This is a genomic window from Oceanimonas sp. GK1 (assembly GCF_000243075.1).
Taxonomy (GTDB): domain Bacteria; phylum Pseudomonadota; class Gammaproteobacteria; order Enterobacterales; family Aeromonadaceae; genus Oceanimonas.
This window is the reverse complement of the sequence record NC_016745.1, coordinates 637,315-649,766: the sequence shown is the minus strand read 5'-3', so window position 1 is coordinate 649,766 and position 12,452 is coordinate 637,315. Positions and strand designations below refer to the sequence as shown.

Genomic DNA, 12,452 nt, shown 5'->3' with positions numbered 1-12,452 from the left:
CCTTGAGGCGCCGGCTGAGCCGGCGCGCGATACGGTTAACGGTTGTCGTCTTTCAGGCAGTTGGTCACGTTCCAGCCGTACAGCCACTCGATGGCGTCGTAGAAACGTTCCTGGCTGCGGCTTTTCCACAGGTCGTTGCGGATCAACCGCTCCACGCCCTTGGCGTGATAGATGCGTCCCATTTCCCGGCTGGACAGCACGATGCGGGCGGTGCGGGCAACCCGAGAGCGCTGGTACAGATCCAGGGCCTTGTCCCAGTCGTTGTCGTGCACCCGCAGGGCCTCGCCCAGGGTCACGGCATCCTCGATCGCCATGCAGGCGCCCTGAGCCATGTACTGGGTGGTGGGGTGAGCGGCGTCGCCCAGCAGGGTGGCGCGGCCGTAGGTCCACTGCTCGATGGGTTCCCGGTCGGCGGTGGCCCAGCGTTTCCAGCTCTTGGGCAGGTCGATCAGCTGGCGCGCCTTGGGGCAGATGCCCTGGAAGTAGCTTTGTACCTCTTCCTTGCTGCCTTCGGTCACGCCCCACTCTTCCTGCTCACGGCTGTGAAAGGTCACCACCACGTTGTACTGCTCGCCGCCGCGCAGCGGATAGTGCACCAGGTGGCAGTTGGGGCCGGCCCACAGGCTGGCGGCGTTCCAGCGCAGCTCCTCGGGGAAGTCTTCCTTTTCCACCACGGCGCGGTACACCACATGGCCGGTGACCCGGGCCGGATCCTGAACATAGGTCTGACGCACCACCGACTTGACGCCGTCGGCGCCAATCAGAGCCACACCCCGGTAGACGTTGCCGTGCTGGTCGTAAACGGCCACGCCGTTGTCATCCTGCTCCACCCGCTGGATCTGGGTGTCGGTCTTGAATTCCACCCGGCCGGTTTCCTGGGCGCCTTCCAGTAACGACAGGTGTACGTCCACCCGGTGGATCACCGCATAGGGGTTGCCGAAACGCTGGCGAAAGGCCTCACCGGTTTCGATCTTGCCTACCTGATATTCGTCGATGGCGTCGTGCATCACCATAAAGTCGGTGAACACCGAGCGGCTGCGCGCCTTGTCACCCACGCCGAGGGCGTCGAAGGCGTGAAAGGCATTGGGCCCAAGCTGAATGCCGGCGCCGATCTCACCGATTTCCGGCGCCTGCTCCAGCACCTGTACTCGAAAGCCGCGGCGTACCAGGGCCAGGGCCGCGGCCAGGCCGCCGATGCCGCCGCCGACGACGATGACTTTTTGCTCAGTCTGTTGCTTGTCCATTTCCATTCTCCTGTCTGTGGTACCGCGCTCAGGCGATAAAGTCCGGCTGGCGGGACGGGGCGGCCTGCTGAAAAGCCGGCTGTTGCTGGCAGTGGGCATACACCGCCATCACCCTGGGGTAAGGGCTCAGATCGCAGCCCATGCGCTCGGCGTTGGCCACCTGGGGCACCAGGCAGCAGTCGGCCAGGGTGGGCGCCTCGCCAAAGCAGTAGGGGCCGTGGCCATGGCGTTCAAGCAGGGCTTCCACCGCGGTAAACCCTTCGGCCACCCAGTGGTGGTACCACTCTGTTTTCTGCTCCTCGGTCACCCCCAGCTTGTTCTTCAGGTAACCCAGAATGCGCAGGTTGTTGACCGGGTGCATGTCGCAGGCAATGGCGTTGGCCAGCTCCAGCACCCGGGCCCGGGCCAGGGGCTCGGCGGGCAGCAGCCGGGGCTCCGGGTGGGTGGCGTCCAGGTAGTCGATGATCGCCAGCGACTGGCTCAGGGCGGTGCCATCGTCCTCCACCAGCAGCGGCACGCTCTGGCAGGGATTCAGCGCCCGGTACTGGTCGGCCCGTTGCTCACCCACGCGAATGTTCACTCCCTGGTAGTCGTAGTCCAGGCCCTTCAGGGCCAGGGCGATACGCGCCCGGTAAGAGGTGGAACTGTTGAAAAAACTGTAAAGCTGCATGACGCCCTCCTTACACCACTCGTACGTGCAGTTCGCCCAGGCCGTCGACACCGCCGACCATCAGCTCGCCCGGTTTCACCGCGCCCACCCCTTCCGGCGTGCCGGTCATGATCAGATCCCCCGGCTGCAGCTCAAAGAAACGGGACAGGTAACTGATGATCTCGGGTACCGACCAGATTAGCTTGTCGATGTCGCTGCGCTGGCGGTCCTCGCCGTCTACCTGCAACCAGATGGCGGCCTGCGCCGGATGGCCAACCTGGCTGGCCGGGTACAGCGGGCCCACCGGGGCCGACGCATCAAAGGCCTTGCCAATTTCCCAGGGGCGGCCCATTTCGCGCATTTTCATCTGCAGGTCACGGCGGGTCATGTCCAGGCCCACGGCATAGCCCCAGACGTGGCTGTTGGCCTCTTCCAGGGGAATATTGCTGCCGCCCTTGCCGATGGCCACCACCAGCTCGATTTCATAATGGTAGTTGCCGGTTTCGCTCGGGTAGGGCAGCGCCAGGGTGTCACCGTCGGCGACGGCCACCACGGCATCGGCCGGCTTGCAGAAGAAGAAGGGCGGCTCCCGATCCGGATCGAAGCCCATTTCCCGGGCGTGGGCGGCATAGTTGCGACCGACGCAGTAAACGCGGCGTACCGGGAACTGCTGGTCAGCATGGCCGGCGACGGGAATGCTGGTAACGGCTTGGGGTTCTACGACATAACTCACGTGACACTCTCCTGACAGTTTGAGCAGCCTGGGTTGGCGCCCGGTTGCGGCCCGGCGATAGCATCACAACAACCTACCGCCCACGGACTCTTAACGTTTAGGCAACATTATTTCCGCTGAAAGCCATATCGAATAATGATATTTTGAGATGTATGCATACTATTTAGGGTATATCTGATGACCTGGACCCGCCGCCTGCGCCTTCAGCACCTGCACCTGCTGATCAATCTCACCGATACCGGCAGCCTGAGTGACACCGCCCGCATCATGCACACTACCCAGCCGGGCCTGTCGAAATGGCTGAAAGAGCTGGAGGAAGACATCGGGGCGCCGCTGTTCGAACGCCATGCCCGCGGCCTCAGGCCCACCGCCATGGGCCGGCTGCTGGCAAATCACGCCCGGCGCATGGTGACCGAGATGGCCCGGGCCCAGCACAACCTGGAAGCCCTGCAGGAAGGCAGCGACCGCACCGTGGCGGTGGGCACCTCACCGGCCTCGGCTCCCAGCTTTGTGCCGGCGGCGATCATGAAGTTTATTGCGCTGCACCCCAGAGCACGGGTGGAAGTGCAGGAAAGCACCATGAATTCGCTGCTGGACAAGCTGGAGCTGGGCAAGCTGGACGTGGTGGTGGGCCGGCTCGACAACTACCAGCCCCGGACCAGCCTGAAGAGTGAAATGCTCTATGAAGAGCCACTGCGCATCGTGGCCCGCCCCGATCACCCCCTGGCCGGCCGGCCGCAGCTCGACTGGCATGAACTGTGTGAATACGACTGGATAGTCTGGCCCCAGGGCACCCCCATTCGCAGCAAGCTGGACATGGCCCTGACCATGGCCGGTCACAAGCCGCCGCCCTACCGGGTGGAGTCGTCCTCCCAGGTAAGCAATCTCTGGCTGCTGCAGCACAGCGACATGCTCTCGGTGAGCTCGGAGCGGGTGGCCCGGCACTTTACCGGCCGCGGCCTGCTGGTGCCGCTGAACATGCCACTGAACAGCGGCGAGGGGTATGTGGGCATGTGCTGGCGCGACGAGCCGGACCCCGATCCCATCATCACGGATCTGCTGCACTCCCTGAGGGCGGCCACGGTCACCGGGGAGCCATAACCACCGGGTTCCAGCCTTTCCGACTTGTGGCTAATGGATTCACCGCTTGGCCGCTGTTATGCTGCCCTTCCCGCTACGGCGGCCATTCCGGCCCCTTGACCGCATAAGGAAGCAGTGTGGACTACCAGCAAAACATGCCCGATGCCGAGGGCTATTTCGGCGAATTCGGCGGCTCCGAGATACCGCCCGCGCTCCAGCAGGCCATGGATGACATCACTCGGGCCTATCACGAAATCTGTCAGCGTCAGGATTTTCAGCAGGAGCTGCAGCGGCTGCTGACCCACTTCGTCGGCCGCCCCAGCCCGGTGTATCACTGCGAGCGCCTGAGCGCACAGCTGGGCGGCGCGCAAATCTACCTGAAGCGGGAAGATCTCAACCACACCGGCGCCCACAAGATCAACCACTGCCTGGGCGAGGCCCTGCTGGCCCGCTTTATGGGCAAGAAAAAGGTGATCGCCGAAACCGGCGCCGGCCAGCACGGCGTGGCCCTGGCCACCGCCTGCGCCCTGGTGGGCATTCCCTGTGAAATTCACATGGGTCAGGTGGACATCGAAAAAGAGCATCCCAACGTGATGCGCATGAAGATCCTGGGCTGCACCCTGGTGCCGGTGACCCGCGGTACCGCCACCCTGAAGGACGCGGTGGACAGCGCCTTTGAGGAATACCTGAAAAACCCCGCCGATTACATCTATGCCATCGGCTCTGTGGTGGGGCCTCACCCCTTCCCCATGATGGTGCGGGATTTTCAGAAGGTGATCGGCCAGGAAGCCCGCGCCCAGGTGCAAGCACTGACCGGCGGCCTGCCGGACGTGATCATGGCCTGTGTGGGCGGCGGCTCCAATGCCATGGGGCTGTTCGACGCCTTCCTTAACGACGACTCGGTGCGCATTCTGGGGGTGGAGCCCGGCGGGCGCGGCCTCGACACCCCGGATCACGCCGCCACCATGAGCCTGGGGACGCCTGGCGTGATCCACGGTTTTCGCTGCCACCTGCTGCAAGATACCAACGGCGAGCCGCTGCCAGTGCACTCCATCGCCTCCGGCCTGGATTACCCGGGCGTGGGCCCCCAGCACAGCTACCTGAAGGAAATGGGCCGGGTGGAATACACCAGCATCACCGATGAGGAATGCCTGGACGCCTTTATGACTTTGTCCCGTACCGAGGGCATTATTCCGGCACTGGAAAGCGCCCACGCCGTGGCCCAGGCCATCAAGCTGGCACCGACCCTGGGGCCGGACCAGGTGATCCTGGTCAACCTCAGTGGCCGGGGCGACAAGGATCTGGACTTCGTCTGCCGCAAGCTGGGGCTGTAAGCAAGCCATTGACAGGCCGGTGCTCGCCGGCCTGCATCACACCACCTGGCCGGCCACCCAGCCGGAGCTCCAGGCCCACTGGAAGTTGTAGCCCCCCAGCCAGCCGGTCACGTCCATCACCTCACCGATGAAATACAGATTGGGCACCTTCTTGGCTTCCATGGTCTTGGACGACAGCTCATTGGTATCCACCCCGCCCAGGGTCACCTCGGCGGTGCGGTAACCCTCGGTGCCGCCGGGTTGCAACGGCCAGGCGGCCAGCAGCGCCTCGACGGTTGCCAGCTCCCTGGGGGTGTACTGCTTGAGCGGTTTGCTGGAAAGCTCGCCCCGGGCCAGCAGGGCCTCCACCAGCCGCTTGGGCAGGTGGCGGGCCAGCCAGGTTTTCAGCTCCTGATTGGGACTTTCGGCCACCGCTTGCGCCAGGCTGCCCGCCGGCAGCAGCTCGAAGGTCACCCGCTCGCCGGGCTGCCAGTAGGAGGAGATCTGCAACACCGCCGGACCGGACACGCCGCGGTGGGTAAACAGCAGGTTTTCGGCGAAGCGGGTGCCGTCTTCACTTTCGGCCACCACCGGCAGGCTGACGCCGGCCAGGGGTTCCAGGGTCTGCTTGTCTTCCGGTTGCAGGGTAAAGGGCACCAGGCCGGCGCGGGTGGGCAGCACCTTGAGGCCAAACTGCTCCGCCAGCCGGTAGCCAAAGGGCGAGGCGCCAATCTTGGGCATCGACAGGCCGCCGCTGGCTACCACCAGCGACCGGCAACTGACTTCCTCGCCGGCGGTGGCCACGCAAAAACCGTCCCCCAGCCGGTCTACCGCCAGGATCTCGGTCCGCAGGCGTATGGTTACGCCGGCGGCATCGCATTCGCTTACCAGCACATCGACGATATCCTGGGCCGAATTGTCGCAAAACAGCTGCCCCAGGGTCTTTTCGTGGTAGGGGATGCCATGTTTGTTTACCAGGGCGATAAAGTCCCACTGGGTGTAGCGGGCCAGGGCCGATTTCACGAAATGGGGGTTGGCGCACAGATAAGCGCCGGGCTCCACATGGTAGTTGGTGAAGTTGCAGCGCCCGCCGCCGGACATCAGGATCTTGCGGCCGATGCGCTTGCCGTGGTCCAGCACCAGCACCCGCCGGCCGCGCTGGCCGGCCTCGGCGGCACACATCAGGCCGGCAGCGCCGGCACCGATCACGATTACATCCCAGGCCTGCATGGCGTCCCCTCAACAATAACAACGGTCAAAAGGCGCATTCTACCCGCCCCACCGCCGCCCGGCTATGCCGGCCCCGGCGGCTGTGGGTATAATTGCTCCATGAGCGACTTCGCCCCCCATTTCGAACAATTAAGCAACCTGCTGGCACGCCACCGTAGCGACTGGCAGCGGCTGCCCTTTGCCTGTTGTGAACTGCCCTGGCCCGAGCTGGCGCCGGTGCTGAACCGCCTTTCTGAGGCCGAGCTCGACGCCCTGGAAGCCGAGCCGCCAGCGGCCCTGGCCTTGCTGGCCCCCTTTCGCCCCGACATTATGGCCGTTCAGCACGGGCCAATGGCCGAACTGCACAGAGCCCATGATTACGCCACCCCCCGCTGGAGCAGCGGCATTCCCGGCCGGAAATGGGCGCAGATACGGGATTTTGCCGCCAATATCAGCGCCGTTCACCCCATTCTGGAATGGTGCGCCGGCAAGGGCCACCTGGGCCGGCTGTTGGCGCTGGAGCAGGGTCAGCCGGTGACCAGCCTGGAATGGAGCGCCGATCTGTGCCGGCAGGGGGAAGAGCTGGCCGGCCGGCTCGGTCTGGATCATCATTTTCACTGCGGGGACGCCCTGGCCCCCGAGGCCGCCAACCTCTTTACGCAGGAACAACAGGCAGTGGCGCTGCATGCCTGCGGCGAGCTGCACCTGCGTTTTTTACGGCACGCCAGCGCCGCCGGCACCCGGGCGCTGGCACTGTCACCCTGCTGCTATCACCTGATCGACGGCGAGCACTATGCGCCGCTGTCGACGGCCGGACAAGCCGCCGGCCTGGCGCTCAGCCGCCACGATCTGCGCCTGCCGCTGCAACAGCAGGTGACCGGCGGCGAGCGGGTGCGCCGGCTGCGCCATACCGAGCTCACCTGGCGGCTGGCCTTTGACGCGCTGCAACGGGAGCTGACCGGGAACGATGACTATCTGCCGCTGCCGGCCTTTCCCAAGCAGTTGCTAAGCGGCGACTTCACAACCTTTGCCCGCTGGGCCTGCGAGAAAAAAGGACTGGCCCTGCCCGCCATCTTCAACAGCGAGCACTGGCTGGCACGGGGCGATGAACGCCGGTTGCTGGTCAAGCGCATCGAACTGGTGCGCCACCTGTACCGCCAGCCCCTGGAGCGGTGGCTGCTGCTGGACCGGGCCCTGTTCCTGGAGGAGCAGGGCTACCGGGTGACGCTGGGCACCTTTACCGCCCCGCTCAACACCCCCCGCCGCTACCTTATTCAGGCCCACCGCCCCTGACACCCAGGACAGGAGACCTTCATGTCAACCCCGGTACGCTTTATTCCCCCCACCGCCTTTGAGCTGCTGATGATGGTGCTGTCCATCGTCTCGCTGGTGGCCATAGTGCTGCACCAGTTCGGCCCCTTTAACGCCGCGGAAAAAGAGCTGCTGCTCTATCTCGACACCAGTATCTGCGTGATCCTGCTCAGTCATTTTTTCTACGGGCTGTTTCGGGCCCGCAACAAGACCCGCTACCTCAAGGTGCACTGGATCGACTTTATCGCCTCCATTCCGGCCATCGACGTGCTGCGCTATGGTCGTATTTTCCAGGTATTGCGGGTGCTGCGCATGCTGCGGGTGGCCAACCAGGTCATTCGCCATCTGCTGCACAACAGCGGCAGCACCATGATGGCCACCATGTTGCTGATCCTGGTGGTGGTGATCAGCGGCAGCGCCATTGCCATTCTGATGACCGAGGCCGGCCACCCCGACTCCAATATCGAAACCGCCGAAGACGCCCTCTGGTGGGCGCTGGTTACCATTTCCACCGTGGGCTATGGCGATTACTATCCGGTAACCACCGCCGGGCGGGTGATTTCGTCGGTGGTGATTTTTGCCGGGGTGTCGCTGTTTGCCGGCATTTCCGGACTGGTGGCCTCGGCGGTACTGAGCCCCAGGGCCGAGGAGCAGCAGGAAGCCATGGAGCAGGCGGTGGAAAGCGAAGAGCAGGAAACGCACCGGCAGCTGGGGGCCTTGCGGGCGGAAATGGCCTCGCTCAGGGAAGAAATTCACGCGCTGCGGGCCGGGCTCGATCAACATCGCCCCTGACGCCGCCGCCAACCGGTTATAGACTTTATGATACTTGTACCCGGCCCGCCGTCTGACCTATGCTGGCAAGGTTGCAAAAACTTTCGAGCAGCTCACGGTTTGTTTACTAACGGATTGATAGAGTTGATAAAAAAGGAGATTTGTCATGACTGAGCCGTATCAGTATCAACATATCCTGGCGGCGGTCGACATGACCGAGAAAAACCGCAAGGTCATCGCCAAGGCGGTGGATCGGGCCCGGGCCAATAACGCCAAGCTGTCGGTTATTCACGTGGACGTCGACCTCAAGGACCTCTACACCGAGATGATCGACATCGACATCGACAACATTCAGGATCAGGTGGTGGCCGACGCCAAGCAGCGGTTGGAAGAGTACCTGGCCGGTGTGGATTACCCCATCGAGAAAAAACTGGTGATCTGCGGTGATCTCACGCTGAAAGTGAACGAAGCGGTAGAGCAGCACGGGGTCGACCTGCTGATCTGCGGCCATGAGCAAAGCTTCTGGAGCCTGCTCACCTCCTCTGCCCGCCAGCTGATGAATACCGTGCCCTGCGACCTGCTGGTCGTGCCCCTGCCCAAGAATTAATGCTTACGGGTGGCCCGCTACCGGCCACCCACCTCCTCCAACTGCGTTCTGAACCACACCAGCGCCGGATCGAACTCGGTCAGCGGGTGCTGGGCCAGCACATAGGTGCTGTGCAGCGGCTCGCTTAAGTTATGAGCCTGCAACGGGTAGTAGTAACACAGATCCCGGCCAATCAGCTCCGGCACCACCGCCAGGTAACGGCCGGTGGCCAGCAGTCTCGGCAAGGCCTCAAAACTCGGCACCCAGACCCCGATATGCCGCGCCAGCCCCTTTTCGCTCAGCCAGCCCTCCACCAGGGTCTGGTTATGGCCCCAGTTGGAAGTGGACACATGGCTCCAGCTCACCAGTTGCGCCGGTTCAATCACCTCGGGCAACCCGCTGCCGGCGGCCGACAGGCACACCATGGGGTTGTGAAACCAGGTGTCGGTCAACAACCGCGCCGACAGGTGATCGGCGCCGGCAAAGCTCACCACCATATCCAACTCGGCCCGGGCCAGGGGGTCTTCATAGTCGGCATTGATCAGCTCGCTCACCGCCAGCCGGCAGCCCGGGGCCTTGCGGTGCAGCAGCTCCACCAGTTGCGGCACCACGCCGTGCTCAATGGATGAGGGCACCGCCAGCCGAAAGGTGCGCGTTGAGCTGGCCGGCTCAAAGCCCGCCGACCGGCGCACCCCCTGCTCCAGCAGGGCCAGGGCCTGGCGCACCGGAGTGGCCAGGGCCTGGGCACGGTGGGTGGGCCGCATTTCCTTGCGGGTCATGACGAACAGCGGATCGTCCAAGGCCAGGCGCAACCGCCCCAGGGCGTGGCTGACCGTGGACTGGGACAGGCTGAGCTGCTCCGCCGTCCGGGTCACATTGCGGCTTTGCATCAGCACATCGAACACCCTGAGCAGGTTCAGATCCAGCCGTTGAAACGCATTATCCATCGATAGCAACCATACCTTTATGATGACAATTCATTTTTACCATAAGCACATCGGTCATAGAATGCCGGCCATCGAGTTTATCGTCGGCGTGGTGATTAAGCGTCTTGATGGCAGCTCGGTCGAACAGCGTTTGGGCATGGTGGCATCATGGGGGGTACTGCCTGTCTCGGGTCGCGCAAGCGGCACGAAAAACGAACGGTTCATGACCGGGCAATGCGATTTGCCACGCTGACAACCTTTTCGGGCCATGTCTTCGGACCATGTGCCGAGCCTGTTCTGCGTGTGGTGTTAAACCACTTTTTGTTTGGGGACGTCATTCTCTCCTTTATGACAAACCTGCTATTGGTCCCGGGCCGGCGCATTGCGCCGGCTTTTTTTATGGCCGGCTTTACGCCATCATGACGCCCATTCCTTTACCACTGGTCATCCTTCATCCATGCCTTACCTGGTTTTTGTCACCCTGTTGTGGGCCTTTTCGTTCAGCCTGATTGGGGTTTACCTGGCCGGCGCCGTGGACAGCTATTTCTCGGTGCTGACCCGCATTGCCCTGGCCGCCCTGCTGTTTGCTCCCCTGCTGCGCTGGCGTCAGCCGCCCCGGCTGGCCGCCGGGCTGATGCTGTGCGGGGCCCTGCAACTGGGCATTATGTACCTGTTTTATTACCAGTCGTTCCTGCTGCTGACGGTGCCGGAAGTGCTGATCTTCACCGTGCTCACGCCGGTGTACGTCACCCTGGTATACGATCTGCTGCACCGGCGCTTTAATCCCGGCTACCTGTTTACCGCCGTGCTGGCGGTACTGGGGGCGCTGGTCATTCGCTTTGACGCCCTCACCGACGACTACCTGCTCGGCTTTGCGGTGGTGCAGGGCGCCAACCTCTGCTTTGCCCTGGGTCAGGTGGGTTACAAGGTGCTGCTGGAGCGCTACCCGTCCACCGAGCCCCAGCACAAACGCTTTGGCTACTTCTATCTGGGGGCCCTGCTGGTGGTCACGCCGGCCTGGCTGGGGCTGGGCGGCGAGCAGTATCCCGCCACGCCGCTGCAGTGGGGCATTTTGCTGTGGCTGGGGCTGGGCGCCTCGGGGCTGGGGTATTTTTTGTGGAACAAGGGCGCCACCCTGGTCAACGCCGGCGCCCTGGCGATCATGAACAACGCCCTGGTGCCCGCCGGCCTGCTGGTCAACCTGCTGATCTGGAACCGGGATGCAGACCTGCCCCGGCTGGCCCTGGGCGGCGCCATCCTGCTGGCGTCACTGTGGCTGAACGAGGCCTGGATCAAGGTTTCCAGACCGGCACCGAGTGAGTAAGGCTCACGGTCACAAAATCAACATTTGCCGCCCCTTGAACCATGGCATTTGGCAACAGCCCCCTTACACTGACTGACATAAAAACGTGCGAGGAGAGCATCATGTTCAAGGGCATATTACTGGAAGAAGCCGGCAAACAGACTCACGCCAGCCTGCAACGCCTGAATGAGCACCAGCTCACCACCGGCGACGTACTGGTGAAGGTGGATTACTCCACCCTTAACTACAAGGACGCCCTGGCCATTACCGGCAAGGGCAAAATCGTGCGCAACTGGCCCATGGTGCCCGGCATCGACTTTGCCGGTACCGTGCTGTCCTCGGACAACCCCGCCTACCGCATTGGTGATGAAGTGCTGCTCACCGGCTGGGGCGTGGGCGAACAAACCTGGGGCGGCCTGGCGGAGAAGGCCAGCGTCAAGGCCGACTGGCTTATTCCCCTGCCCGCGGGCATGAGCGCCAAGCGCGCCATGGCCATCGGCACCGCCGGCTTTACCGCCATGCTGGGTGTCATGGCACTGGAGCAGGCCGGGGTCAAGCCGGGCCAGGGCCCGGTGCTGGTGACCGGCGCCACCGGCGGCGTGGGCTCCATCGCGGTGCGGCTGCTGGCGGGAGCCGGTTACGAGGTGCACGCCTCCACCGGTCGCCCCGAGCACACCGACTGGCTGAAACGCCTGGGCGCCCACACCATCATCGACCGCATTCAGCTCGATCAGGAGCCGGCGGCGCTGGAGTCCCAGCACTGGGCCGGCGCCATCGACGCCGTGGGCGGCCGCACCCTGGCCCGCATTCTCAGCCAGACCAAAATGTACGGCGCCGTGGCCGCCTGTGGCCTGACCGGCGGCGTGGCCCTCAACACCACCGTCATGCCCTTTATTCTGCGGGGCGTGCAGCTGCTCGGCATCAACTCGGTACACATTCCCAAAGAGCAACGCATCGCCGCCTGGCAACGGGTTCACGAAAGCCTGCCGGTGCATTTTGAAAACGAGGTGAAAGAGCTGACCCTGGAGCAGGCGATTGACGCCGCCCACGACATGATCGCCGGCAAGCCGGTGGGCCGGGTGGTGATCCAGCCCTGATGATGGGTGAAGTCTGATGGTCACTCCCGCGAAAGCGGGAGTCCATGCCTACCTTCAGGCAATATTAAGTCTTCGGACAAGTGCACCATGCCCTGGATGCTCACTGCACGGGCATGACGGAGATTATTTTTGATTCACGCCCCGCCTTCGCGGGCATGACAGCGACCTATTCAAAGAGCCCACCCGGGCTCTTTTTGATGGCCATACTCAAGCCTGGCAAAAAATGTTAT

At 63.5% G+C, this 12,452-nt stretch carries 13 protein-coding genes; 8 read left to right on the top strand and 5 right to left on the bottom strand.

Annotated features, from left to right (window positions below; translation table 11 throughout):
• Positions 1-35 precede the first annotated feature (35 nt).
• The 3 genes from GU3_RS03075 to GU3_RS03065 are packed head-to-tail and all read right to left on the bottom strand — an operon-like array spanning position 36 to position 2,626.
• On the bottom strand, positions 36-1,244 hold the full coding sequence (locus GU3_RS03075) for a 3-hydroxybenzoate 6-monooxygenase (RefSeq protein ID WP_014291094.1): 1,209 nt from the start codon (positions 1,242-1,244) through the stop codon (positions 36-38).
• 28 nt (positions 1,245-1,272) lie between these two features.
• On the bottom strand, positions 1,273-1,914 hold the full coding sequence (gene maiA, locus GU3_RS03070; RefSeq protein WP_014291093.1) for a maleylacetoacetate isomerase: 642 nt from the start codon (positions 1,912-1,914) through the stop codon (positions 1,273-1,275).
• 10 nt (positions 1,915-1,924) lie between these two features.
• Positions 1,925-2,626, bottom strand: a complete 702-nt coding sequence (locus GU3_RS03065; RefSeq protein WP_014291092.1) for a fumarylacetoacetate hydrolase family protein — start codon at positions 2,624-2,626, stop codon at positions 1,925-1,927.
• 177 nt (positions 2,627-2,803) lie between these two features.
• Between GU3_RS03065 and GU3_RS03060 the strand changes: the two genes are divergently transcribed.
• Complete coding sequence (locus tag GU3_RS03060) at positions 2,804-3,727, top strand: LysR substrate-binding domain-containing protein (protein ID WP_014291091.1); 924 nt, start codon at positions 2,804-2,806, stop codon at positions 3,725-3,727.
• Positions 3,728-3,861: 134 nt separating this feature from the next.
• Positions 3,862-5,040 (top strand): tryptophan synthase subunit beta, encoded by a 1,179-nt coding sequence (gene trpB / locus GU3_RS03055; RefSeq protein ID WP_041543475.1) that lies wholly within the window; start codon positions 3,862-3,864, stop codon positions 5,038-5,040.
• A 36-nt stretch (positions 5,041-5,076) separates the two neighbouring features.
• On the opposite strand, the gene GU3_RS03050 is transcribed toward trpB, so the two are convergent.
• Positions 5,077-6,249 (bottom strand): NAD(P)/FAD-dependent oxidoreductase, encoded by a 1,173-nt coding sequence (locus GU3_RS03050; RefSeq protein WP_014291089.1) that lies wholly within the window; start codon positions 6,247-6,249, stop codon positions 5,077-5,079.
• A gap of 99 nt (positions 6,250-6,348) precedes the next feature.
• On the opposite strand from GU3_RS03050, the gene GU3_RS03045 reads away from it, so the two are divergent.
• The 3 genes from GU3_RS03045 to GU3_RS03035 all read left to right on the top strand — a co-directional run bounded on the left by GU3_RS03045 (position 6,349) and on the right by GU3_RS03035 (position 8,917).
• On the top strand, positions 6,349-7,521 hold the full coding sequence (locus GU3_RS03045) for a methyltransferase (RefSeq protein ID WP_014291088.1): 1,173 nt from the start codon (positions 6,349-6,351) through the stop codon (positions 7,519-7,521).
• A gap of 21 nt (positions 7,522-7,542) precedes the next feature.
• Positions 7,543-8,331, top strand: a complete 789-nt coding sequence (locus tag GU3_RS03040; RefSeq protein WP_014291087.1) for an ion transporter — start codon at positions 7,543-7,545, stop codon at positions 8,329-8,331.
• 145 nt (positions 8,332-8,476) lie between these two features.
• Positions 8,477-8,917, top strand: coding sequence for a universal stress protein (locus tag GU3_RS03035; RefSeq protein ID WP_014291086.1), 441 nt, complete (start codon positions 8,477-8,479; stop codon positions 8,915-8,917).
• Positions 8,918-8,934: 17 nt separating this feature from the next.
• On the opposite strand, the gene GU3_RS03030 is transcribed toward GU3_RS03035, so the two are convergent.
• Positions 8,935-9,843, bottom strand: a complete 909-nt coding sequence (locus GU3_RS03030; protein ID WP_014291085.1) for a LysR family transcriptional regulator — start codon at positions 9,841-9,843, stop codon at positions 8,935-8,937.
• A gap of 19 nt (positions 9,844-9,862) precedes the next feature.
• Between GU3_RS03030 and GU3_RS16970 the strand changes: the two genes are divergently transcribed.
• From GU3_RS16970 to GU3_RS03020, 3 genes are all read left to right on the top strand, one after another.
• Positions 9,863-10,075, top strand: a complete 213-nt coding sequence (locus GU3_RS16970; RefSeq protein WP_014291084.1) for a hypothetical protein — start codon at positions 9,863-9,865, stop codon at positions 10,073-10,075.
• A gap of 204 nt (positions 10,076-10,279) precedes the next feature.
• Positions 10,280-11,146: a carboxylate/amino acid/amine transporter gene (locus GU3_RS03025; protein WP_014291083.1), complete on the top strand. Its 867-nt coding sequence runs from the start codon at positions 10,280-10,282 to the stop codon at positions 11,144-11,146.
• A 101-nt stretch (positions 11,147-11,247) separates the two neighbouring features.
• On the top strand, positions 11,248-12,222 hold the full coding sequence (locus tag GU3_RS03020) for an MDR family oxidoreductase (protein WP_014291082.1): 975 nt from the start codon (positions 11,248-11,250) through the stop codon (positions 12,220-12,222).
• The last annotated feature ends 230 nt before the right edge of the window (positions 12,223-12,452 follow it).

Coding starts and splice junctions, on each gene's coding strand:
- GU3_RS03030 (WP_014291085.1), bottom strand. CDS start 9,843: ATGGATAATGCGTTTCAACGGCTGGATCTGAACCTGCTCAGGGTGTTC.
- GU3_RS03035 (WP_014291086.1), top strand. CDS start 8,477: ATGACTGAGCCGTATCAGTATCAACATATCCTGGCGGCGGTCGACATG.
- GU3_RS03020 (WP_014291082.1), top strand. CDS start 11,248: ATGTTCAAGGGCATATTACTGGAAGAAGCCGGCAAACAGACTCACGCC.
- trpB (WP_041543475.1), top strand. CDS start 3,862: ATGCCCGATGCCGAGGGCTATTTCGGCGAATTCGGCGGCTCCGAGATA.
- GU3_RS03025 (WP_014291083.1), top strand. CDS start 10,280: ATGCCTTACCTGGTTTTTGTCACCCTGTTGTGGGCCTTTTCGTTCAGC.
- GU3_RS03060 (WP_014291091.1), top strand. CDS start 2,804: ATGACCTGGACCCGCCGCCTGCGCCTTCAGCACCTGCACCTGCTGATC.
- GU3_RS03040 (WP_014291087.1), top strand. CDS start 7,543: ATGTCAACCCCGGTACGCTTTATTCCCCCCACCGCCTTTGAGCTGCTG.
- maiA (WP_014291093.1), bottom strand. CDS start 1,914: ATGCAGCTTTACAGTTTTTTCAACAGTTCCACCTCTTACCGGGCGCGT.
- GU3_RS16970 (WP_014291084.1), top strand. CDS start 9,863: ATGATGACAATTCATTTTTACCATAAGCACATCGGTCATAGAATGCCG.
- GU3_RS03050 (WP_014291089.1), bottom strand. CDS start 6,249: ATGCAGGCCTGGGATGTAATCGTGATCGGTGCCGGCGCTGCCGGCCTG.
- GU3_RS03075 (WP_014291094.1), bottom strand. CDS start 1,244: ATGGACAAGCAACAGACTGAGCAAAAAGTCATCGTCGTCGGCGGCGGC.
- GU3_RS03045 (WP_014291088.1), top strand. CDS start 6,349: ATGAGCGACTTCGCCCCCCATTTCGAACAATTAAGCAACCTGCTGGCA.